This is a genomic window from Nitriliruptor sp. (genome assembly GCF_040882075.1).
In the GTDB taxonomy this organism is placed as follows: Bacteria; Actinomycetota; Nitriliruptoria; order Nitriliruptorales; family Nitriliruptoraceae; genus Nitriliruptor.
Genome location: NZ_JBBEBZ010000120.1, coordinates 1 through 21,261, shown reverse-complemented (window position 1 = coordinate 21,261; position 21,261 = coordinate 1). Strand labels below are relative to the sequence as shown.

At 73.4% G+C, this 21,261-nt stretch carries 18 protein-coding genes and 1 pseudogene; 7 read left to right on the top strand and 12 right to left on the bottom strand.

The window, feature by feature from the left end; genetic code table 11:
• From WEB03_RS07340 to WEB03_RS07325, 4 genes and pseudogenes are all read right to left on the bottom strand, one after another.
• Positions 1 to 532: pseudogene (locus WEB03_RS07340) on the bottom strand (hypothetical protein); the annotation flags it as partial.
• 166 nt (positions 533 to 698) lie between these two features.
• Complete coding sequence (locus tag WEB03_RS07335; RefSeq protein ID WP_368070296.1) at positions 699 to 1,496, bottom strand: SDR family NAD(P)-dependent oxidoreductase; 798 nt, start codon at positions 1,494 to 1,496, stop codon at positions 699 to 701.
• A 103-nt stretch (positions 1,497 to 1,599) separates the two neighbouring features.
• Positions 1,600 to 1,740 (bottom strand): hypothetical protein, encoded by a 141-nt coding sequence (locus tag WEB03_RS07330; RefSeq protein ID WP_368070295.1) that lies wholly within the window; start codon positions 1,738 to 1,740, stop codon positions 1,600 to 1,602.
• A gap of 86 nt (positions 1,741 to 1,826) precedes the next feature.
• Positions 1,827 to 2,981, bottom strand: a complete 1,155-nt coding sequence (locus WEB03_RS07325; RefSeq protein ID WP_368070294.1) for a trans-acting enoyl reductase family protein — start codon at positions 2,979 to 2,981, stop codon at positions 1,827 to 1,829.
• 128 nt (positions 2,982 to 3,109) lie between these two features.
• On the opposite strand from WEB03_RS07325, the gene WEB03_RS07320 reads away from it, so the two are divergent.
• On the top strand, positions 3,110 to 4,060 hold the full coding sequence (locus WEB03_RS07320) for a sodium:calcium antiporter (protein ID WP_368070293.1): 951 nt from the start codon (positions 3,110 to 3,112) through the stop codon (positions 4,058 to 4,060).
• Between the two features lie 109 nt (positions 4,061 to 4,169).
• Positions 4,170 to 5,921 carry a serine hydrolase domain-containing protein gene (locus tag WEB03_RS07315; protein ID WP_368070292.1) on the top strand — a complete coding sequence of 584 codons (1,752 nt, stop codon included), beginning with the start codon at positions 4,170 to 4,172 and terminating at the stop codon, positions 5,919 to 5,921.
• Positions 5,922 to 6,090: 169 nt separating this feature from the next.
• Here WEB03_RS07315 and WEB03_RS07310 read toward each other — a convergent pair whose 3' ends face one another.
• Positions 6,091 to 7,464 (bottom strand): FAD-binding oxidoreductase, encoded by a 1,374-nt coding sequence (locus WEB03_RS07310; protein ID WP_368070291.1) that lies wholly within the window; start codon positions 7,462 to 7,464, stop codon positions 6,091 to 6,093.
• A gap of 133 nt (positions 7,465 to 7,597) precedes the next feature.
• On the opposite strand from WEB03_RS07310, the gene ilvE reads away from it, so the two are divergent.
• Positions 7,598 to 8,644 carry a branched-chain-amino-acid transaminase gene (ilvE, locus tag WEB03_RS07305; protein WP_368070290.1) on the top strand — a complete coding sequence of 349 codons (1,047 nt, stop codon included), beginning with the start codon at positions 7,598 to 7,600 and terminating at the stop codon, positions 8,642 to 8,644.
• Between the two features lie 55 nt (positions 8,645 to 8,699).
• Here the strand turns inward: ilvE and WEB03_RS07300 are convergent, their stop codons facing one another.
• The 3 genes from WEB03_RS07300 to WEB03_RS07290 form a co-directional block, all read right to left on the bottom strand.
• Entirely contained in the window at positions 8,700 to 9,641 is a 942-nt protein-coding gene (locus WEB03_RS07300; protein ID WP_368070289.1) for an oxidoreductase, read from the bottom strand.
• Between the two features lie 76 nt (positions 9,642 to 9,717).
• Complete coding sequence (locus WEB03_RS07295; protein ID WP_368070288.1) at positions 9,718 to 10,680, bottom strand: alpha/beta hydrolase; 963 nt, start codon at positions 10,678 to 10,680, stop codon at positions 9,718 to 9,720.
• Positions 10,677 to 12,263, bottom strand: a complete 1,587-nt coding sequence (locus tag WEB03_RS07290; RefSeq protein WP_368070287.1) for a flavin-containing monooxygenase — start codon at positions 12,261 to 12,263, stop codon at positions 10,677 to 10,679. Before WEB03_RS07290 ends, WEB03_RS07295 begins: the two co-directional genes overlap by 4 nt.
• A gap of 132 nt (positions 12,264 to 12,395) precedes the next feature.
• Here WEB03_RS07290 and WEB03_RS07285 point away from each other — a divergent pair, with 132 nt between their 5' ends.
• Together WEB03_RS07285 and WEB03_RS07280 are read left to right on the top strand one after the other, a co-directional pair.
• The gene (locus WEB03_RS07285) at positions 12,396 to 13,412 is read left to right on the top strand and encodes an AraC family transcriptional regulator (RefSeq protein ID WP_368070286.1); all 1,017 of its coding nucleotides are present in this window, start codon (positions 12,396 to 12,398) and stop codon (positions 13,410 to 13,412) included.
• Between the two features lie 65 nt (positions 13,413 to 13,477).
• Positions 13,478 to 14,266, top strand: coding sequence for a lysophospholipid acyltransferase family protein (locus WEB03_RS07280; RefSeq protein ID WP_368070285.1), 789 nt, complete (start codon positions 13,478 to 13,480; stop codon positions 14,264 to 14,266).
• A gap of 7 nt (positions 14,267 to 14,273) precedes the next feature.
• Here the strand turns inward: WEB03_RS07280 and WEB03_RS07275 are convergent, their stop codons facing one another.
• On the bottom strand, positions 14,274 to 15,716 hold the full coding sequence (locus WEB03_RS07275; RefSeq protein WP_368070284.1) for a DEAD/DEAH box helicase: 1,443 nt from the start codon (positions 15,714 to 15,716) through the stop codon (positions 14,274 to 14,276).
• A gap of 339 nt (positions 15,717 to 16,055) precedes the next feature.
• On the opposite strand from WEB03_RS07275, the gene WEB03_RS07270 reads away from it, so the two are divergent.
• On the top strand, positions 16,056 to 16,919 hold the full coding sequence (locus WEB03_RS07270) for a TrmH family RNA methyltransferase (protein WP_368070283.1): 864 nt from the start codon (positions 16,056 to 16,058) through the stop codon (positions 16,917 to 16,919).
• A gap of 122 nt (positions 16,920 to 17,041) precedes the next feature.
• A complete protein-coding gene (locus WEB03_RS07265; protein WP_368070282.1) occupies positions 17,042 to 17,848 on the top strand; it encodes an SDR family oxidoreductase in 807 nt (268 codons plus the stop codon).
• 77 nt (positions 17,849 to 17,925) lie between these two features.
• Here WEB03_RS07265 and WEB03_RS07260 read toward each other — a convergent pair whose 3' ends face one another.
• From WEB03_RS07260 to WEB03_RS07250, 3 genes are all read right to left on the bottom strand, one after another.
• Positions 17,926 to 18,372 (bottom strand): hypothetical protein, encoded by a 447-nt coding sequence (locus WEB03_RS07260; RefSeq protein ID WP_368070281.1) that lies wholly within the window; start codon positions 18,370 to 18,372, stop codon positions 17,926 to 17,928.
• Positions 18,365 to 19,285: an NAD-dependent epimerase/dehydratase family protein gene (locus WEB03_RS07255; RefSeq protein ID WP_368070280.1), complete on the bottom strand. Its 921-nt coding sequence runs from the start codon at positions 19,283 to 19,285 to the stop codon at positions 18,365 to 18,367. Before WEB03_RS07255 ends, WEB03_RS07260 begins: the two co-directional genes overlap by 8 nt.
• 106 nt (positions 19,286 to 19,391) lie before the next feature.
• Complete coding sequence (locus tag WEB03_RS07250; protein WP_368070279.1) at positions 19,392 to 21,197, bottom strand: protein kinase; 1,806 nt, start codon at positions 21,195 to 21,197, stop codon at positions 19,392 to 19,394.
• Positions 21,198 to 21,261: the final 64 nt, after the last annotated feature.

Here is a 21,261-nt window from a genome sequence, read left to right as displayed (position 1 = left end):
CCTCGGCGGCGTGCTGCGCCTCGTCCTTGACGTCCTCGGCGGCGTGCTGCGCCTCCTCGGCGACGCTCTTGGCGCTGGTGACCGCCTGGTCCTTGACGTCCTGGGCGCGGTCGACGACCTCGTCCTTGACGCTGCGAGCGCGCTGGCTGACGTCGTCGGTCACCGTCTGGACCCGGTCCTGGGCCTGTCCGACGATCTCCTGACGGCGCTGCTGCCCGCGGTCCGGGTCAGCCAGGTAGGCGGCGGCGGCGCCGGCACCCAGACCGACGGTGATCCAGAACAGCCGTCGCGGCCAGGTCGTACCGATCGACTCGGCCTCGAGCTCATCGAGACGCTCGCCGGCGCCGGCGGTCGCCGCAGCGATGTCGTCGAGACGCCCCGAGAGGTGCTTCTCGGTGCCGTCGAGCTTGCGGCCGAGCTTGCTCAGCTCACGCAGGACCGAGCCCTCGTTCGAGCCGACCGCTTCAGCGGTGCGGTCACGGACGCGGTCGACCTGGTCGGTGAGGAGGTCGGGGATCCTGTCGAGGTGCACGGAGGTTCCTTCGTCGGAGGGGCTGGGGCCGTCCCGTGAACGCACGGGAGGACCTCGGCTGCCACCGTGCCGGTTCCCAGCGTCCTCGTCAGGTGTCCGCACGGGTCCGACGGTCGGGGCTACCGGCGACGGCCGACCGTCCGGACGGGGGCCGGACGGCCGCTGGTCACTCGCTGCGGTCGCCACCTGCCCGGTCGATCCTGCTGGCGACGGCCCGGTAGACCGGCGGTGCGAGGTGACGCAGCGCCACGAACGACCGGTACCAGCTCGGGACGGTGCGCTCCGGCACGCCCGTCCGCAGCACCTCGACGATCCGGGCCGCGACGTCGTCGGGCTCGCCGACGAGCCGGGCCATCGGTCCGCTGGTGAGGTGGGCCTGGGGGAAGCCCTCGGTGACGATGAACCCGGGGTTGAGCTGGCAGACGGTGATGTCGCGGGACGCCCACGACAGCGACAGCGCCTCGGAGAGACCGACGACGCCGAACTTGCTCGCCGCGTAGCCAGCGGGGCCGATCCCGAGCTTGCCAGCGACCGACGCGACGTTCACGACCCGCGCCGGGGCGGACGCCTCGAGCAGGTCGGCGAACGCGGCGAGGCAGCGCACGGTGCCGAGCAGGTTCACGTCCAGCGTGTGGAGCGCGTCGTCGAGGTCGTCGCGCCCGACGAACGCGCCGCCGCCGACGCCGGCGTTGTTGATCAGGGCGTGACAGGCACCGAACTCGTCGCGGACCCGAGCTGCCAGGGCATCGACGGCAGCGGTGTCGGTCACGTCAGCTGCGTGGGGGACCAGGCGGCCCCGCTCGGAGCTGAGTTCGTCGGCCAGCGCGGTCAGGCGGTCGTCCCGACGTGCCACGGCGACCACCGTCGCGCCGACACGGACCAGCCGGCGGGCGGTGGCCTCACCGATACCGCTCGAGGCCCCGGTGACGACCACGACCTTGCCCTCGGGTGACGTCCAGCTCACGGTGACTCCTCGTCTCATCGACGTCGGGGGCGCGAGCCTCGCACGCCGGAGGAGCGGTGTGGCAACCGACGTCGTAAACGCGGTGACGGAGCGCTGCTCGAGGTCAGGTGCGGCGGTCCTCGGAGAGGGCGGCCAGCTCCCGCTGGAGCGCGGCACGTCGCGCCGCCAGCTGGTCGCGGCCCCCACCGCTGTGCGGGGGGACCTCCACCAGGTAACGCTCGACGTCCGCGAGCTCGGCAGCCACCGCGGCGCGTGTGCGCTGCGGTCGCTGCCCGCCCGCCTCGGTCGCTCCGGTCGCTCCGGTCGCTCCGGTCGCTCCGGTCGCTCCGGTCACGAGGAGGTCAGGACCTCGAACCGCAGTCCCTGGGCCTCCAGGCGCTTGCGGTAGCCGGTCCCGAGACCCTGCGCCGGGGTGACGGCGCCAACGTGTCCGGTCGGGCCGTCCTGGGCCAGGCTGAGGACCGCCTCGCCGAGCATCTTGGCGGTCTCGTCGTAGCCCGGGTCGCCGCCGCTCACGCGCGTGACGACCTGCTGGCCGCCGCCGGTGCCGTGGAAGGTGGCCGAGAACGTGCTGCGGGCCCGGCGTTCGGCGGACGGGCCCTCGCCCGACTCCGGGAGGAGCTTGTCGAGCAGTGCCCGCGTCGGTGGCAGGGCAGCGAGCGCGCCGAACGCGGCGACGCCGGCGAGGCCGCCGACGACCACCGGGAGGGTGCGGACCCGCGCGAAGTGGCCGTAGCGGAACTTCGACCCGTACCCGTCGAGCGCCGCCGCGGATCGGAGCACGATGGCCGGATCGATGGTGGGCAGCGGGACCCCGTAGCCGTCGATGCCGACCGCGGGGTCGATGCGGTGGATGCGAGCCGGGAGGCTGCGCACCTCGCGTTGACGTTCGCCCTCGACCCGGTTCGACGGCAGCTGCCGGGAGGCGATGGCCTCGACCGCGGATCGGGCGGTGCCGCCGCTGAAGCGGGCGTCGGCTTCGACGTACCCGCGTACGGTCAGCGGGGCGTCGGAGGGCAGGTGCTCCACCGCGAGGCCGACGCCGAGGTCGTGGGGCACCGAGTCGAAACCGCAGCACGACACCAGGCGGATGCCGGCGTCGCGCGCTCCCTGGTCGAAGCGTCGGCGGACGTCGGCGACGAAGGCGGGTTCTCCGGTGATGTCGGCGTACTCGGTACGGGCCCGGACGCACGCCTCGACGACGGGCAGGCCGTGCTCAGCGAACGGTCCCACCGTGGTCGCCAGCGCCTCGGTGCGACCAGCGAGCTCGGTCATCGCCTCCGGGTCGTGGACGTCGACCACCTCGATCGCCGGCCCGTCTCCCGGGAGGTCCGCGACGACCGCCTCGAGCTTGTCGCGGTTGCGCCCGGCGATCGCCCAGCGGACGGTGGTCCCGGCCGTCCGGCGCGCCAGGTGCGCGGCGGTGAGGCCACCGGTGAACCCGGTGGCTCCGAGCAGGACGACGTCGTACTGGCGAGCGGACACGGGTGGCCTCGCGAGGTCGGGGAAGGGACGTGCGCTCGACCGTACGTCGTCGTGGTCGGAGGAGCGGAACCGGTTACCGTCCGCCGGTCCGCCGCCGGCATCCCCGGCCAGTTCGAGGTCGATCGCCCGTGTCGCTCCCGCTCGCCGTGCTGGCGCTGGTCGTCGGTCTCGTGATCCTGGTCCGCGCCGCGGACACCTTCGTCGCTGGTGCGGAGTCCTTCGCCTTGCACCGGCGCTGGTCGCCGGCCGTCATCGGCGCGGTCATCGTCGGTTTCGGGACCTCCCTGCCCGAGCTCGTCACCTCGGTCATCGCCGCGTCCGGGGGGCAGCCCGACCTGGCGCTCGGCAACGCGGCGGGATCGAACGTGGCCAACCTGCTGCTCATCCTCGGCGTCGCGGCGCTGGTCGCTCCGATCGCCGGTCGTCGCGACCAGGCACCCCGACGTGACGGGCTGATCGCGGGCATCGCCAGTCTCCTGCTCCTCGCGGTCGCGATGCGCGGTGGGATCGGACCGGTCGAGGGGGCGCTGCTGGTCCTGGCCCTCCTCGGAGCTGTCGTCTGGCAGGTCCGTACCGCCCGCAGCGGCGAGCCGGCCACCGACGTCCCGCTGCCCGTGCCGGAACGCTTCGTCGGCCTCCGCATCCTCGGCGGTCTGATCGGGGTGCTGGTCGGCGCGCAGCTGCTGGTCGGTGGCGCCACGGTCCTCGCCGAACGCGCGGGGCTCCCCGAGATCGTCATCGGGTCGGTGCTCGTGGCGGTCGGGACCTCGCTGCCGGAGCTGGCGACGGCGATCGCCTCCGCCCGTCGCGGCCAGGTCGAGATCCTCCTCGGCAACCTGCTCGGATCGAACGCCTTCAACGCGCTGATGGTCGTCGGGACCTCCGCGCTCGTCGGTGCGGCACGGGGCGACGGCTTCCCCGTCGACGGTGCGGGCCTCGCGGTCGTCGCCGCGGCCGCGGTCGTGACGGGGGTCGCGGCGCTGGTGCTGTCGCGCCGGCCGGTCGTGACCCGTCCCGCCGGAGCGGTGCTGGTGGCGCTCCACGTCGCCTCGGTACCGGCGTTGATCGCGATCAGCTGAGCTTCGCAGCCCTGCCGCACGCAGCGGGAGCTCCGAACCGTCCGGTGGAGGGACCCACCGTCGGGGCGTCGAACAAGGCGGGGGTGACCGACGACGCGGGAGTCCAGCGGTGAACACGCGCACCTCGAGCCTGATGGCCGGCATCCTCGCTGCGACGCTCGGGGTCACCGGGGTCGCCGGGGTCGCCGGGGTCGCCGGGGTCGCCGGGGTCGCCGGGGTCGCCTCGGCGCAGGAGCCGCCGGACGAGGGGATGATCCTGCTCGAGGAGATCCCGAACATCGCGAACCGCAGCATCATGATGTCGCTCCCCCCGGACCCCGAGACCGCGCTCGAGGCCCTGTCCACCTCCCCGCAGGGAGCGGACGACGTCATCGGGATGCACCTCGGTCGACTGCATCCCACCCCGCACGAGTTCACGCCCGGCGTCGCGCCGCTGGTGAGCCTGCTCGGCGCACGCGCTGGCCTGCTGACGGACCCGCAGCACCTGGAGAAGAAGGGTCAGGACACCGCGAACGGTGAGGTCGCGGTCCTGCTGCTGCCGATCGATGCGACGACCGCCATCGTGATCCTGCCGACCGAGGTCGTGGAGTCCGATCCGCAGGCGACGCCGATGCCGGAGCGCCCCGTCGATCTGAGCGAGGTCACCTACGAGATCAACGGCGAGACCCGCACCATCGAGCAGTACATGGCCGACGGGGCGACGAACGCGCTCGCCTTCGCGCACGATGGCGAGTTCATCTTCGACGCCTACCAGAACGGGTTCACGGCGGACACACGTCACCAGCTGTGGTCGGCGACCAAGTCCGTGACGACCGCGCTCGTCGGCATCGCCGTCGACGAGGGCCTCGTCGAGTCGGTCCTCGATCCGATCGAGGAGTACATCCCCGAGGCCGCGGGCACCGCCTGGGAGGGCACGAGCGTCGAGGATCTGCTCCACATGGAGTCCGGCATCTACTGGGTCGACGTCCCGGTGCACCAGCCCGAACAGCTCGTCCTCATGGGGTTCGACTTCCACACCAACGGCCTGTACGGGATGACCCGCAACGACTACCTGCTGGAGCTGACGCGGGTGTCCGACCCCGGCGTGCACCACCGGTACAACAGCGCCGACACGCAGATGCTCGCCTGGCTGCTCGAGACCATCTACGACGACCCCTACTCGACCATCCTGTCCGACAAGATCTGGCAGCCGGCCGGCATGGAGAGCGACGCCCTCATCATGGTGGACCGTCAGGGTGACGCCTTCGCCTCCATGGGGCTGTTCGTGACCGCGAAGGACGCCATCCGCTTCGGTGAGCTGTTCCGCAACGGCGGCCGGAACCTCGAGGGTGAGCAGGTCGTCCCCGAACCCTGGGTCGAGGCCTCCTCGGACTACTCCGAGGAGACCGGCGGCCCTCGCGGCTACCAGTGGATGCGGTGGTCCGAGGGCTACACCGCCCAGGGCTTCGGCACGCAACGGATCGGCGTCGCACCCGCCCTGGACATGGTGGGCGTCCGGTTCGGCAACGACCCCGCGGATTCGATCGCGCCGAAGGAGTTCGAGGCGCTCTACGTGGCGGTGGCCGACGAGATCGGCGCTGGCGGCGACCCAAGCGGTCCGGGCGACCCCGGCGACCCCGGCGACCCGGGCGACCCGGGCGACCCGGGCGACCCCGGTGAACCTGGCGAGGGGAACGGCAACGGCAAGGGCAAGGGTGGCGGCACCGGCGGCGGGCGCGACGACGCACCCGGTCAGCAGGGCCGGTTGGTGGGAGCGGTCACCGACGTCACCCCGTTCCGTGACGGGTCGATCGTGCTCCTCCTCGGCCTGACCCTGGCCGCCGCGGCGATGCGCACCCGGAGCCGCTCGACCCAGCGCTGACCCCCTCATCCCCGACGGTCGTGACGGAACCTGGGCTCCAGCCCAGGGAGTTGCGACCGCTGCGGCCGGAACCGTTTCGTACGGGCGAGCTGATGCAACTTCCTGGGCTGCGGCCCAGGAAGTTGCGACCCAGGACGTTGCGCGATCGAGGCCCGGGGTCAGCTGCGGGTCACAGCCACTTGCCGGGGTTGAGCAGGTCGTGCGGGTCGAGCGCCCGTTTGATCGACCGCTGCACGGCGAGGCTGCCGGCGCCGATCTCGCGCTCGAGGAACGGCTGCTTGACGATGCCGATGCCGTGCTCGCCGGTGATCGTGCCGCCGAGGTCGAGCGCCACCTCGAGGATGTCGTTGAACGCCGCCTTGCCGCGCACGAGCGCGTCCTGGTCCCCGCGGGGCAGCACGATCGTGGGGTGCATGTTGCCGTCACCGGCGTGGCCGAAGGTCCCGATCGTGACGTCGCGGGCAGCGGCGATGTCCTCGGTGCGGCCGACGAGGTCCGGGATCCTCGACCTCGGGACGGCGACGTCGTCGAGCAGCGTGTCGCCGAGGCGTTCGAGCGCGGGGATCGCCAGCCGCCGCGCCTGGAGCAGCATCTCGGCCTCGTCGGCGTCGTCGGTCGCGGCGGTGTAGGTCGCACCGGCCCGGTCGCACAGCTCGGCCGCGCGTGCGACCTCGGTGCCCCGCAGCGGCACCGGTGAGTCCGACTGCACGAGCAGCAGCGCGGCCGCGTCCCGGTCGAGACCGAGGTTGCGCCAGTCGTCGACCGCGAGCAGCGTGGTCCGGTCGACGAGTTCCACCAGCGACAGCTGCAGGCCGCTGGCGACGAGGTCCGCGACGGCGACCCCCGCAGCGCCGAGCGTCGGGAAGACGGCGACCATCGTCGCGGCGCCCTCCGGGAGCGGGGTCAAGCGCACGCGGACCTTGGTCACGATCCCGAGCGTGCCCTCGCTACCGATCAGCAGCTGGGTCAGGTCGAGACCGGCCACGCCCTTGATGGTGCGCCGTCCCGTCTCGATCACCGTCCCGTCCGCCATCACGACCTCGAGACCGAGGACGTGGTCGCGGGTCACCCCGTACTTGACGCAGCACAGGCCACCCGCGTTCGTGGCGACGTTCCCGCCGATCGAGCAGAAGGTCTTGCTCGCCGGGTCGGGCGGGTACCAGAGGCCCGCGTCGGCCGTGGCGAGCGAGATGTCGGCGTTGATGACACCCGGTTCGAGGACCGCCATCTGATCGACCGCATCGATCTCGACGATCCGGTCCATGCGCTCGAGGCAGAGCACGAGGCACCCGTCGATCGCGGACGACCCACCGCACAGCGAGCTTCCCGCTCCGCGGGGCACGATCGGGACCCGGTGGGCTGCGGCGACCCGGACAGCCGTCGCGACCTGTTCGGTCGTGGTCGGGAACGCGGCCGCGAGCGGCGTGCCGGGCTCGATCCACTCGGTGCGGTCGTAGCGGTAGGTCTGGAGCACGTCCGGGTCGGTGACGAGCGCACCGGCGGGCAGCGCGTCGCCGAGCTCCTCGACGAACCGGTCGGCCACGGTCGCTCCTCTCCGAAGCGGCGAGGGTAGGCGCCCGTGCGCGGGCTCCACGCCCGTCCCCGGAGGCCGCGTGCCCCCTCGCCGAGCGGTAGCGTGGACCGACGGTTCGGCGACCCGTGCGAGGTGACGACAGATGACCAGCGCTCCCGTGACAGCTGAGGCTCAGGGCACCCCGGTCCCGGCGTTCGGCACGGTCCTCGCCCCGACCATGGCCACGGTCACGGTCGTCGACGGTGCCTACGGCGACCTCGAGCTGGTCCTGATGGCGCCGATCGCGATGCACCCGGCCGCCCACGCGCTGCACTACGGCAGCACCTGCTTCGAGGGGCTGAAGGCGCACCGCGGGACCGACGGCAAGGTCCGGCTGTTCCGTGTCGACGCGCACGCGGACCGGATGGCGGACTCCGCCCGGCGTCTGCACCTGCCGGTGCCGGACCCCGCGCTGGTGACCGAGGCGATCGTCCGCGTCACCGCCGCGAACATCGATCTCACCCCACAGGCACCGGGGGCACTCTACCTGCGGCCGGTGCTGCTCGGCACGCTCGAGAACATCGGCGCCGCGGCCGCACCGTCGACCGACGCGCTGTTCTACGTCATCGCCTCGCCCGTGGGGGACTACTTCACCGGCGACCGCGGGCTGCGGCTCTGGGTCGAGACGGTGCTGCCCCGCACGACCCCACAGTTCGGGCGCATCAAGACCGGCGCGAACTACGCGATGGCGCTCGGCCCGACCCTGGCCAAGAAGCGCGAGCACCAGGTCGACCAGGTGCTGTTCGCCCCCGACGGGGACGTGCAGGAGACCGGCGCCGCCAACGCCCTGCTGCTATCCGAGGACCGGATCGTCACCCGCGGGCTCGACGACTCCTTCCTGCACGGGGTCACCCGCGACAGCGTCCTGACGCTCGCTCGCGACCTCGGGATGGAGGTCGAGGAACGACCGGTATCGGTCGACGAGCTGTACGCCTGGTGCCGGGACGGTGGCGAGGTGGCCCTGTCGGGCACGGCCGCGGTCCTCGCTGGGGTCGGCGCGCTCGTGTCCGACGACGGCGAGTGCGAGGTGACCGGCGGCGAACCCGGCCCGGTGACCTCCCGCCTGCGCAACGCCCTGCTCGCCCTGCAACGCGGCGAGGCCGAGGACACCCACGGTTGGACCCGCGAGGTCACCGCCGCGGACGCCTGAACGAGCGGCGCCGGTCCGCACCGTGGGCCGAGTCACGTCGGGAGGTCGTGCCGAGTCACGCCGGCAGGTCGTGGCTGACCCCGGTCATCGCTTCGGTCCGGTCGAACAGCTCGCGGGCGACCCGCTCGTCCTTCGCGGCGCTGCTGCGCCCCGCCGGACCGGGTGCGCCCCGCATCCCGCGCAACCCCTGCGGTCCCCAGTACGAGCCGCTCACGACCCCAGGGGCCACGGCGGCGAACAGCTGGGGCAGCGCGCCCTCGGCAGCCGGCTGGGCGATGATCGCGTTCAGGACGTTGTTGGCCGCGTCCATCCACCGACCGCTCAACCCGCCCTGCATCGACGGTCCCTTGGTCTGCAGCTCGGTGGCGGCGTACCCGGGGTGCGCAGCGGCGACCGTGATCGGCGATGCAGCCGCCTCGCAGCGGCGGCTCAGCTCGCGGACGTACAGCAGGTTGGCGAGCTTGCTCTGGCCGTAGGCCAGCCACCGCTGGTAGCGGCGCCGGTCCCAGTGCAGGTCGTCGAGGTCGATACGACCGACGCGGTGCATCTCGGACGAGATGACCACGACGCGCGGATCGTCGGCCCGGTCCAGCAGGGGGAGGAGCGCGGCGACGAACGCTGCGTGGCCGATGTGGTTGACGCCGAGCTGCAGCTCGAAGCCGTCGACGGTCCGTGACTCGGGGGTCGCCATGAGCCCGGCGTTGGCGATGAGCACGTCGATGCGATCGTGGCGGTCGGCGATGACCGCGGCGGCGTGCTGGACCGACGCGAGGTCAGCGAGGTCGAGGTCGACCTGCTCGAGGACCGCGCCGGGCACGGCGCGACGGACCCGGTCCGCGGCGGCCGCCGTCTTGGTCGCGTTCCGGGTGGCCATCACGACGCGGGCTCCCGCGGCAGCCAGCGCCCGGGTGTTCTCGAGCCCGAGCCCAGCGCTGGCCCCCGTCACGACGACGGTGCGCCCGGTCTGATCGGGTACGTCCCGTTCGCTCCAACCCACAGGTGGCTCTCCAGCTTCGGTCGATGTCGAGGTGGCGACCCTACGGGCCGTTCCGGGCCGCTCCGGGTCCGGACGGTCAGCGGTGACGGCCAGCCGGGCGGGCGTCCGCAGGCAGGGCACCGGTCGCCAGGAACCGGCCGAGGTCGGCCACGGCACGGTCGGCGGCCGGGAGCATGCCGACGAACACCTGGTGGACGTGCCACATGCCGGGCCAGACCTGCAGGTGGACGTCCCCGCCCGCCTCCGCCGCGGCGTCGACGTAGGCGAACGCGTCGTCACGCAAGGCCTCGGCGCCGCCCACCTGCACCAGCGTCGGCGGTAGCGAGGTCAGGTCCGCCCACCGGGGGGAGACCAGCGGATCGGTGGGGTCGTAGGCCCCGGCGAGGTAGTCGCCGACGGCGTCGAAGCCGCCACGGACGAGCAGGGGGTCGTCGGAGGTGTCCCAGCTGCCCTCGGGCGTGGTCAGGTCGACGAAGGGCGAGATCGCACCGACCGCAGCGATCGAGGTGTCCCCGGCGTCGCGCAGGGCGACCGCCAGCCCGATGGCGAGGTTGCCGCCGGCGGAATCGCCGGCGAGCGTCAGCCGCTGTGGTGCCCGCTCGAGCAGGGCGCCGTGGACCGCCCGGACGTCGTCGGCGGCCGCGGGGAAGGGATGCTCGGGGGCGAGCCGGTAGTCCGCCACGACCACGGTCGCATCGGCGGCCCCGGCGAGCGCCGCGGTGAGCCCCCGGTGCGATCGAGGCGAACCCACGACGAACCCGCCGCCGTGGACGTACAGCAGCACGTGGGGGTCGCCCTCCCGGTGTGCCGCCCGACCGCGGGCGCGCAGCACCTCGACGGGGACGCCGGCGATGTGGCCGTGGCGCACCTCGACGCGGTGGCGGAGGGTCCCGATGCTGCCGCCGAGCGCGTCCTGCAGCTTGCGCGCCGCAGGCATCGACAGGCTGCCGTCGAGGGTCCGTCGCACGACCCCACGGGTGAACGCGCGTGCCGCCACCTCGGTGCGGGTCAGCTCGGTGCCGTCGCTCGCCCGGGTCACGCCGGCACCTGCTGGTCGGTGTCCGCGTGCCCGCGCGCGACGGCGGACGGGTCGACGTCGGTCCGGGTCGGCAGCTGCGACCGCGCGACCAACGTGTGCGCGGCCGGATCGAACCGGCGCGTCCGCCAGCGGTACTCGAGCGTGGTCCCCACCCAGTTGTTCACGATGCGGCCGTTCTCATCGACGTACCAGCTGTCGCAGTTCCCCGACCAGATCGACTCCCGCAGCCGCCGTTGCAGCGAGTCGTTGAAGCGGCGGTGGACCCCTTCGTCGACCTCGACGCTGGCCAGGCCGCGGTCGACCATGGTGCGTACGACCTGGCCGATGTACCGCGCCTGGCACTCGAGCATGAAGATGATCGAGTTGTGGCCGAGGTTGGTGTTGGGGCCGTACATGAGGAACAGGTTCGGGAAACCGGCGACGGTGATGCCGAGGTGGGCTTCGGCACCGTCGCGCCAGGCGTCGTCCAGCTCGGCGCCGTCCCGGCCGACGACCTCGATCGGGGCGAGGAACTCGGTGGTCTTGAACCCCGTGCCCCAGACGATGGTGTCGCACGGCAGCCGGGTCCCGTCGGTCAACACCACCGCGTCAGCCTCGACCCGTGCCACCCCACCGTCGACGACGTCGACGTTCGGTCGGGACAGCGCGGGGTACCACTCGTTGGATTGCAGGATGCGCTTGCACCCGATCGGGTAGTCGGGGAGCAGCCGCTCCTGCAGCTGCGGATCGTCCGGCACCCCACGCCGCAGGTGTCGCTTCGCGAGCTCGGTGGCGACGCGGCCGGCGACCTTGTTGCCGCTGAACGCGGGCCAGCGGCCCTCGGAGCGGACGTAGAGGTAGGCCCGGTGCGCGGTGGCGAAACCCGGGACCTTCGCGAACGCCGTCCGTTCGAGATCGGTGTAGCTGCGGTCGCCCTTGGCGACCACCCACGGCGCGGACCGCTGGATCACCGTGACCCGGTCGGCGCGCTCGGCGAGGTGGGGCACGAACTGGATGGCGCTCGCGCCCGTGCCGACGACCACGACCTGCGCGCCGTCGAGCGGGGCGTCGTGCTCCCACCGCGCCGAGTGGAAGTGGCGGCCCGCGAAGTCCTCGAGCCCGGGCAGGTTCGGGACGGCGGGACGGTTCAGCTGGCCCGTCCCCGCGACGAGGACGTCGAACTCGAGCACCTCGCCGGAGTCGAGGTGGACGTCCCAGGTCGCGGTGGCGTCCGACCACACCGCTCGCAGGACCTCGACCCCGAAGCGGCAGTGGGGCAGCAGGCCGCGCTGCCGGGCGACCCGCTGGAGGTAGGTGTGGATCTCGGCCTGGGGCGCGAACCGCAGCGACCAATCGGCGTTCGGCGCCCACGAGAACGAGTAGAGGTGGCTCGGCACGTCGCACGCGGCACCGGGGTAGGTGTTGTCGCGCCAGACGCCACCGACCTCGTCGGCCTTCTCGAGCAGCGTGAACGAGCGCACCCCGAGCTGCTGGAGCTCGGCGGCGATCGCGACGCCGGAGAACCCGGTCCCGATGATGCCGACGCGGGGCGTCCGCGTCCGGGCAGGCGAGGTGCTGGACTGAGGTGCGGTGGCGGTGGGCACAGGTGAGCTCCGGTCGGTGCCCTCGGACGGTAGAGCCTGGTCCGCCATCGCACCCTGTCGTGGCCGGACACGTGGTTGTTCGTTCCGGACACGGGCGTGCGAGGATGACGATGGCGACGGAGGGGAGCGGCGGTGGTGGACCTCGGGATGGGGCGAGCGGCCACCAGCGTCGAGCTACTGGTCCAGCTCGGCGCGGAGCACGGTGTGCCGGCCGGGAGGCTGCTCGGACCCGCGGGCCTGCGCGACCGCGACCTCGGAACCCCGGACGCGGAGGTGACCGCCGGCGAGGAGCTCGAGGTGGTTCGTGCTCTCGTCGCGGAGACGGGTGGGCCACCGGGACTCGGGCTCGCCGCCGGCCAGCGCTACCACCTCACCACCTACGGGATCTGGGGGTTCGCGCTGGTGTCGAGCCCGACGTTGCGGGCTGCCCTGGACGTCGGGTCGCGCCACCTCGGCCTGACCTACGCCCTGACCACGATCGAGATCGCGGTGAGGTCCCCGGACGCCCGCGTGGTGTTCGGGGACGCGCACCTGCCCGTGGGTGTCCGCGCGTTCGTGGTCGAGCGCGACGCCGCCGCGCTGCGGACGGTGCAGCGCGAGCTGTTCGGGGACCCCGTCCCCCTCCACAGCGTCTCCCTGCGGGCTCCACCGCCACCTGATCCGGGTGCGTTCGAGGAGCTGTTCGGGGCCCCGGTGCGCTTCGGCGCGGACGTCAACGAGGTGGTGCTCGATACCGACACCCTCGACCTGCCCCTGCCGCGCGCGGACGCCCGTACCGCGGCCCTCGCTGAAGTCCAGTGCGCGCAGCTGCTCGAGACGCGGCACGCGCGTACCGCGACGGCGGGTGCGGTCCGTCAGCGGTTGCTCCGTGATCCCTCGGCTCCCCCGTCGATGGTCGAGGTCGCCGCCGTCCGGCACGTGACCGAACGCACCCTGCGACGGCAGTTGGAAGCGGAGGGGACCAGCTTCCGGCAGCTGCTCGACGAGGTCCGTGAGGCGCTGGCCCACGAGCTGCTTCTCGAGGCAGGGCTGTCGGTGGAGCAGACCGCCCGCCGCCTCGGCTTCGCGGAACCCGCCAGCTTCGTCCACGCCTTCCGGCGGTGGACCGGGACGACGCCGGGCGGCTACCGCGACGCGCACCGCCGCTGAGGGCGGGAGACCGGGTGCGGAGGTCGGGTAGGTTCCCGGCCTCGCGCACATGGGAGATGTCGCTCGTGGGGAACCCCGTGTACACCGGCGTCATCGGTGCGGTCCTCGCCACCTTCAAGGCGATGTCCTGGGACGTGCGCGTCACCGGTGAGGAGCACGTCCCAGCCACGGGTGGTGGCATCGTGGCCACCAACCACGTCGGCTACCTCGACTTCGTCTTCGCGGGGTACGGCGTCCGCCAGCAGGGCAAGCGTCGCCTGCGTTTCGTCGCCAAGCGCGAGGTGTTCGACAACACCTTCTCCGGCCCGCTGATGCGCGCCATGGGCCACATCCCGGTCGATCGCGGTGGGAACACCGTCGTGGCGATGCGCGAGGTCTCGAACGCGCTGGACGCCGGCGACCTGGTCGGCATGTTCCCCGAGGGCACCATCAGCCGATCGTTCGTGCCCCTGCCCGGCCGGCCCGGCGCGGTGCGGATGGCCGTGGGGTCGGGGGTGCCGTTGATCCCCGGAGCCGTCTGGGGCACCCAGCGGATCTACACCAAGGGGCGCAAGCCGTCGCCCGCGCGGAAGGCGGTCGTGACCGTCGTCTTCGGGCCACCCGTCGCCTACGAGCCGGGCGAGGACCCCGTCGCGGTGCACGAGCGGCTCATGGCCGCCATCGGCGAGCTCGTCACGCGGTTGCAGGACGAGTACCCGCAGGCCCCCTCGTCACCGGACGACGCCTGGTGGCAGCCGGCGCACCTCGGGGGCAGCGCCCCGACCCCGGAGGACGCGAAGCGGCGGGCCGACGAGGAAGCGGCCGAACGCCGGGCGCGCCGAGCCGCGGAGGGCGGACCCCCCACGGATCGCTGACGCCGGGTCAGGCGCTGCGTCGACGTCCGCTGTCACGGGCGCCACCGCGGGGGTTGCCGCCGCTGCGCTGGCCACCGTTGCCGGACCGCTTCGCCGTTCCGCTGCGCTGGCCGCCGCCGTCGCCGCGCTTCGGGCCACCGCCACGACCGCTGTTGCTGCGCTGGCCACCGCTCCCGCGCGGACGACCGCCGCCGGTGCGCGGTGCGCCGCCGCCCTTGCCCTTGGCCCCGCCGGTGCGGTGGGGACGGACGTGGGGGAGGGTCGGCTCCGGGAAGTCGTCGGTGGTGAGCAGGTCGACGTCGACGTGGTGCATGCCTCGGGGCAGGTCCAGCGCGATCTGCATCTTGTCGACGTCGGTCGACTCCTCGTCACCGACGAACGAGACCACGACGCCCTCGGCGCCCGCGCGGCCCGTGCGACCCGAACGGTGCACGTAGTCCTTGTGGTCGGCCGGCAGGTCGTAGTGCACGACGACGGCCACGTCGTCGACGTGGATGCCGCGCGCTGCGACGTCGGTGGCGACGAGGGTGCTGACCGAGCCGTTCTGGAACTCGCGGAGCGCCTTCTCGCGCTGACGCTGGCTGCGGTCACCGTGGATGGCGGCGGTGGAGATCCCGTCGGTGGCCAGCTGGCGTGCGAGCCGGTCCGCGCCACGCTTGGTGCGCGTGAACACGATCGCTGGCGACATCTCGCGCAGGACCTTCGCGGTCACGGCGCGGCGCATCGGCCGCTCGGCGGGCCAGAACAGGTGGCGGACGTCGCCGCGCTCCTCGACCGGCGAGGAGACCTCGCGACGGATCGGGTCGCGCTGGTAGCGACGCACCAGCTCGTCGACGTCGCCGTCGAGGGTGGCGGAGAACAGCAGCGTCTGGCGGTCCTCGCGGCACGCGTCCAGCAGGCGCTTGACCTCGGGCAGGAAGCCCATGTCGGCCATGCGGTCGGCTTCGTCGAGGACCACGAGCTCGACGTCGGCGAGGCAGATGTCACCGCGACGGACGAGGTCGGCGAGACGGCCGGGGCAGGCGACGACGATGTCGACACCGGCGCGGAGCCGTTTGACGTCCTTGCGGATGTCGGTGCCACCGAAGATCGTCGCGACGCGGCGGCCGCGCAGCTCGGCCAGCGGCTGGATGGTCTCCTTGACCTGCGTCGCCAGCTCACGGGTGGGGACCAGCAGCAGGGCGCGCGGGCGTCCGGGGGCGCCACGACCGACGCGAGCCGCGACGGGGATGGCGAACGCCAGGGTCTTGCCGGAGCCGGTGGGGGCCTTGCCGGACAGGTCGCGACCGGCGAGGGAATCCTCGACCGTCAGCTCCTGGATCGGGAACGGCGAGGTGATGCCGAGCTGGTCGAGCTTGCGGGTGAACTCCGCGGGGACGCCGAGGTCGGCGAAGGTGGTCGTGGAATCCGGGGTGGAGTCGGGTCGTGCGGGAGCGGTGGTGCGGGACATGAGGTCTCGTCGGTTCCTGCGCCGGGCTGTGAGGGCGCGGTGGCGCCTCGGCCGGGAGCGGCCGAGGCGAGCAGCGATCGTGCGCGCACGTCGGCGCGGACGCCGGGGGCACGAGAGGATCGGTGCGTGGTTGGACACGCAGCCGGGGGGTCGATCCTCACCGAGAGCTCGGTGGTGATCGATCCGCGTCGAGGGCCGGTCCTCGACGGACCTGGAGGTCCGGGGGAGGGCAGCTGGGCGACGCGCGTGTCGTCGCGCGGACGCGACGTGCTGGGCACGGTACCAGGTCGCTCGCTCCGCCCGCCTCGGCCGCTCACCGTCCCCGAAGCTCGGGGGTGGATGCCCACCCCCGGCGAGCTCGCCCGGCCCGATCCGTGGTTGGCTACCGCCATGGCCGACCTCGTGCACCTGTCCGACCCGAGCGATCCGACGCTCGGGGATTACGCCGCGCTCACCGACCCGGCGCTCCGCAAGCGCTACGAGCACCAGCGCGGGGTGCTGATCGCCGAGGGGCCGAACCCCGTCCGCGAGCTGGTCGCCTCGCCCTACCGGGTGCGGTCGTTGCTGCTGGCCGAGGAACGGGTGAGCGAGGTCAGCGATCTGCTGGTCGAGGTGGACGCGCCCGCGTACGTGGTCCCTCGGGACGTCCTCTACGAGCTGGTGCGCTTCCCGCTCCACCAGGGCGTGCTCGGGTGCGGGGAGCGGCGCGCCCCGCTGCAGGTCGCCGCGGTCACGGGCGGCACCCGCCGGCTGCTGGTCCTCGAGGGCCTGAACGACCACGAGAACCTCGGCACCCTGTTCCGTTCGGCTCGTGGCCTCGGCTACGGCGGTGTGCTGCTCGGGCCCGGGTGCGCCGATCCGCTGTACCGACGCAGCGTGCGGGTCTCGATGGGGCACGTGCTGCGGGTCCCGTTCGCTCGCGCCCAGGGGACGACGAGCGCGCTGCTCGCCGAGCTGCACGGAGCCGGGTTCACGACGGTCGCGTTGACGCCGGACGTCGACGCCCAGGATCTGCGGGACCTCGCGGCGGGGCTCGAGCACGAGCCCACCGCGGTCGTCCTCGGGGCCGAGGGGCCGGGGTTGACCGAGGATGCCCTCGCTGGCGCGCACGTCCGGGCTCGCATCCCGATGCGCGCCGGCGTGGACTCGCTGAACGTCGCCGCCGCGGGCGCGATCGCGATGCACGCCCTGTCGCCGCGCTGACCCACCGGGGCTCGAGGTGCTCCTGCCCGCCGGGACCGATCCCGACGACGTGGTAGCTGACGCCCGCCGTCGGAAGGTCCGGTGCGGGGTAGCGTCCCGCCGAACCTTCTCGAGGAGCGGACGTGCAGCTACGGGACGCGGTGGTGGTCATCACGGGGGCGGGCAGCGGCATCGGGGCGGCGATGGCCCGGCGCTTCGCAGCCGAGGGCGCGGCCGCGCTGCTGCTCGCCGACATCGACGAGGCGTCGGTCACCGCGCTCGCCGACGAGCTCGCCACGGACAGCTGTCGAGCCCTCGCCCGGCGTGTCGACGTCGGTGACCGCGAGCAGGTCGAGGAGATGGTCGCCGCCGCAGTTTCTGAGCTCGGCCCGATCGACCTGCTCTGCTCGAACGCCGGCATCGGCGCTGGTGCCGGCCTCGACGCGCCCGACGAGGACTGGGACCGGCTCTGGCGGATCAACGTGATGGCCCACGTGCACGCGGCGCGTGCAGCACTACCCGCGATGGTGGAACGGGGGTCCGGCTACCTGCTCCAGACCGCCTCGGCCGCGGGGCTGCTGACGACGCCGGGGGACGCGCCCTACACCGCGACCAAGCACGCCGCCGTCGGGCTGGCCGAGTGGATCGCGGTGACCTACGGCGGCCGCGGCGTCAAGGTCAGCGCCCTCTGCCCGCAGGCGGTCAACACCCCGTTGCTGCAGGGGCCCGCGGAGGAGGGCAACGCCTCCGCCCTGGCGGTGCGCGGAGCGTCGGCCGTGCTCGAACCCGAGGATGTGGCCGACGCGGTCGTCCGCGGGCTCGCTGACGAGCGGTTCCTGATCCTGCCCCACGCCGAGGTGGCGGACCACGTGGCGTTCAAGGTCGCGGACCGTGACCGCTGGATCGCGGCCATCCGCCGGGCGCTGGCCGGGTCGGGCACGATCGCCTGACAGACGCCGCCGCCGCTCAGGCCACCTTCCGAGACCGGCGTCCGCCCCTGGAGGAGCGGACGGGCGGACGCCGCCGCTCAGTTCCCGCGGCGACCGACCGCCGGTTCGGGCCCGGCTGGCTGGTGGGGGACCTGGGCGAGCTCGCCCGTGGGGTCGCGGCGTTCCAGGAACGCGCGCATCATCGGGAGCGATTCGATCCATCCGTCGGGGGCGCGGTCCACGCCTTCGATGGCCCGGTGGATCGCGTGCCGCTGCTGGCGCAGCCACGCAGCGGCCGCGATCCGCTGATCCTGGGTCAGGGCGTCGGTCCGGACCAGGAGCGCGTCGTCGCCGGTCCGCAGGTACCGCTCCCAGCTGTTGCGCAGCACCCAGTGGTCCGGGTCCTGCAGGAGCCACCGGAGCCGGTCGCGGGACTCGGTGCTCATGCCGGGGGGGACCGCTCGTCGGTAGCCGGCGCCCACCGGCCGGTCCGGGGTCCCGACCGGGATCTCGCCCGTCCGTGCGGTCGCGGTGTCGTCAGCCACGTGGTCCTCCATCGGGCCAGCTGTCGGCGATCTCGTCCATGGCGTCCTCGAAGGTCCGAGCGGGCTGCACGTCCAGGTTCGCCCCCAGCTGCCGGGTGGCGTACGTGCCGCGCCAGACAACGTCCGGGTCCGGCGGCGGGGGTGGGGCGCCGCCCATCCGGTCGGCGACCGCGTCGCGGTACTCCCCGAAGGTCACGTGCCCGCCGACCACGTTCACCGTGAGGCCGCGGACCACCTCGACGTCGGCGTCCAGCGCGGCCAGGATGGCATCGACCAGGTCCTCCACGTGGACCCAGCCGAAGGTCCCCTCGCGGTGGATGGCTGGACCGTCGCCGTCGCGGACGCGTGCGGGGATCCGTGTGCCCCAGGTCGACGTGGGCCCGGCACCGAGCACGGCCGGGGGTCGCAGGATCGTGGCGGCGAGACCGGTGCTCACGGCGCGCTCGACGACCTCTTCGGCCAGCGCCTTGGTCGTCGCGTAGGCGTTGCCCGAGCTGCTGGTCGGCGGCGCCTCGCCATCCCGGGCCACGAGGGGGTCGTCCTCGACGACCTCGCGATCGCCGATGGCGGCGAGGTCGTAGACCGAGGTCGTGGAGACGTGGATCAGCCGTTGACCGGACAGGAGGGCAGCTCCTGCCACGGCCTGGGTCCCGTCGACGTTCACGGCGCGGGCCGTGGCCCGGTCCGGTCCGGCGACGGCCGCGGCGTGCACGACGGCAGCCGCCTCGCGGCCGGCCTCTTGCAGGCCCTCGAGGTCACCGAGCGCCACGGTGCGCTGATCGACGCCGAGCGCCGCCAGTTCGTCGGACGGTCGGCGCACGGCGGCGATGACCTCGTCGCCGCGATCTCGCAGCCGTCGCGCGACGCGTCCACCGACGAAACCGGTCGCTCCCGTCACCACCACCGTGCCCACGGTTCCTCCGTGCAGCGGTGCTCAGCGCGGACCGCCGCACCGAGGGACGGTAGCGGTCGCGGCGGGCGACGACGATCGGTGGCCTGTTCGGTCGTGCACGCCCACGTCAGCGGCCGAACACGCGGACCTCGCGCACCTCGGCCCGGAACCGGCGCCCTCCCTCGGGGAGATCGGTGAACCACACCAGCACGGTCCGGACCTCGGTGTCCGGCAGGTTCGGGAACTGGAGCTGGGCTGCGGGGACCGGACCGCCTCCGAGCCGCGTCCCCCACCCGTCGGGGATCTGGTCGTCGGCCGGTGGCCCCTCGGGGGAGGCCCACAGCTCGACGCTGCCCCCCTCGTTCGACAGCTCGACCTCGACGCGCTCGAGCGCTGTCGGTGTCTCCAGTTCGAGCCAGATGCCGACGCCGGCCTTGTCGAAGCCTCCGAAGTCGGCGGAGTTGTAGGTCTCGGTGGGCCAGTAGGTCTCCGGGTCCCCGTCGAAGGCGAAGTCCACGTCGCCCCCGCGTTCGCTGCGGTCACCCTCGGGATCGTGGTCGCCACCGGAGACGATGGCGAGCGGTTCACGGTCCGGGTCGCCGGCGCCCGCGGTCGGCTCCGCGTCGCCGTCCGGGGCGGGCCGGTCCGTCAGCGCCGTGTTCAGCCCGATCGCGATGAGCAGGACGGCGACGCCCGCGACCGCGGCCAACACCCACCGCCGCGCGGTCGATGGCCCCGTCGGCGGCGCGCTGACCGGGTCGGCAGGGGACCCCTGGGCCGCGAGCGTCGAGGTGGCGTCGTGAGCGCGGACCTGCTCATCGGTGCGGGCCTCGGGTGGGCTCGCCGCGACGGAGGGGACGCGTCCGAGGCTCCCGTCCGACGCGTCGATCGCGCGCGTCGAACCGATGTCCTCGTCGGGTGCGGTGTCGGTGGCCAGGGGCTGCTGCGCGGGTGCAGCGTCAGCACCGGGATCGAGCGGCCGATCCGGCGCGGCGGGGGCAGGTCCAGCGGCGTCGATGGGTGCGATGCGATCGGAAGCGACCGGTGTCGTGTTGCGCGCGGGGACCTGCGCGATCCGCGCCGCGAGCCCACGGTTGTGGGGCGCGGCGAACGGTGCCAGGGCACGGGCGAGCTCGGCGCCGTCCTCGGGGCGTTCCCTCGGATCGATACGGGTCGCCCAGTCGATGACCTCGTCGAGGCCTGGTGGCAGATCGGGGACGAGCTCGTCGATCGGCGGGAGCGACGTGGTGAGGCGCCGGGCGGCCACCTCGACGGCGTTGCCCTCCCCGAACGGTGCACGGCCGGTCAGCACCTCGTGCAGGACCAGGCCGAGCGCGTAGACGTCGGCACGGGCGTCGATGGGATCGTCCCGCAGCTGCTCGGGCGCGAGGTAGCGCGCCGTGCCGAGCACCATCCCGGTGCGGGTGAGGCGGGAGGTCGCGGCACCGAGCGCACGGGCGATGCCGAAGTCCGCCAGCTTGGCGACGCCCTCGGCCGTGAGCAGGATGTTGGCGGGCTTGACGTCGCGGTGGACGATGCCGGCCTGGTGGGCGGTGCCGAGCGCCCCCGCGACCTGCTTGCCGACCGCGGCGGCCTGGTCGGGGTCGAGCGGTCCGTCGCGGAGCACGTCGGCGAGGTTGACGCCCTCGACCAGCTCCATCACGAGGTAGTCGTCGTCCCCGTCCCGTCCGAGGTCGTAGACCAGCACCGCGTTCGGGTGGGTCAGCTTGGCGGCCGCGGTGGCCTCGATCCGGAACCGGGTCCCGGCATCGGGGTCATCGGCCAGCTCGGCGTGCAGCAGCTTGACGGCGACGGGACGGTCGAGCGCGCGGTCGTGGCCGCGCCACACGGTGCCCGCGCCACCGGTGCCGAGCCGGTCGCGGAGCTCGTAACGGTCGGCGAGGATGCGCCCACGCTGGCTGCGTGTTGCCACGAACGCCTCCGCGGGTCAGCTCGCACCGACGCCGGGCGGCACGCCCGGCGGGGGGGGCGGGGGG

What these genes read in the sequence shown, in the direction of transcription:
- ilvE (WP_368070290.1), top strand. Translation starts at nt 7,598, where the DNA reads ATGACCAGCGCTCCCGTGACAGCTGAGGCTCAGGGCACCCCGGTCCCG.
- WEB03_RS07275 (WP_368070284.1), bottom strand. Translation starts at nt 15,716, where the DNA reads ATGTCCCGCACCACCGCTCCCGCACGACCCGACTCCACCCCGGATTCC.
- WEB03_RS07270 (WP_368070283.1), top strand. Translation starts at nt 16,056, where the DNA reads ATGCCCACCCCCGGCGAGCTCGCCCGGCCCGATCCGTGGTTGGCTACC.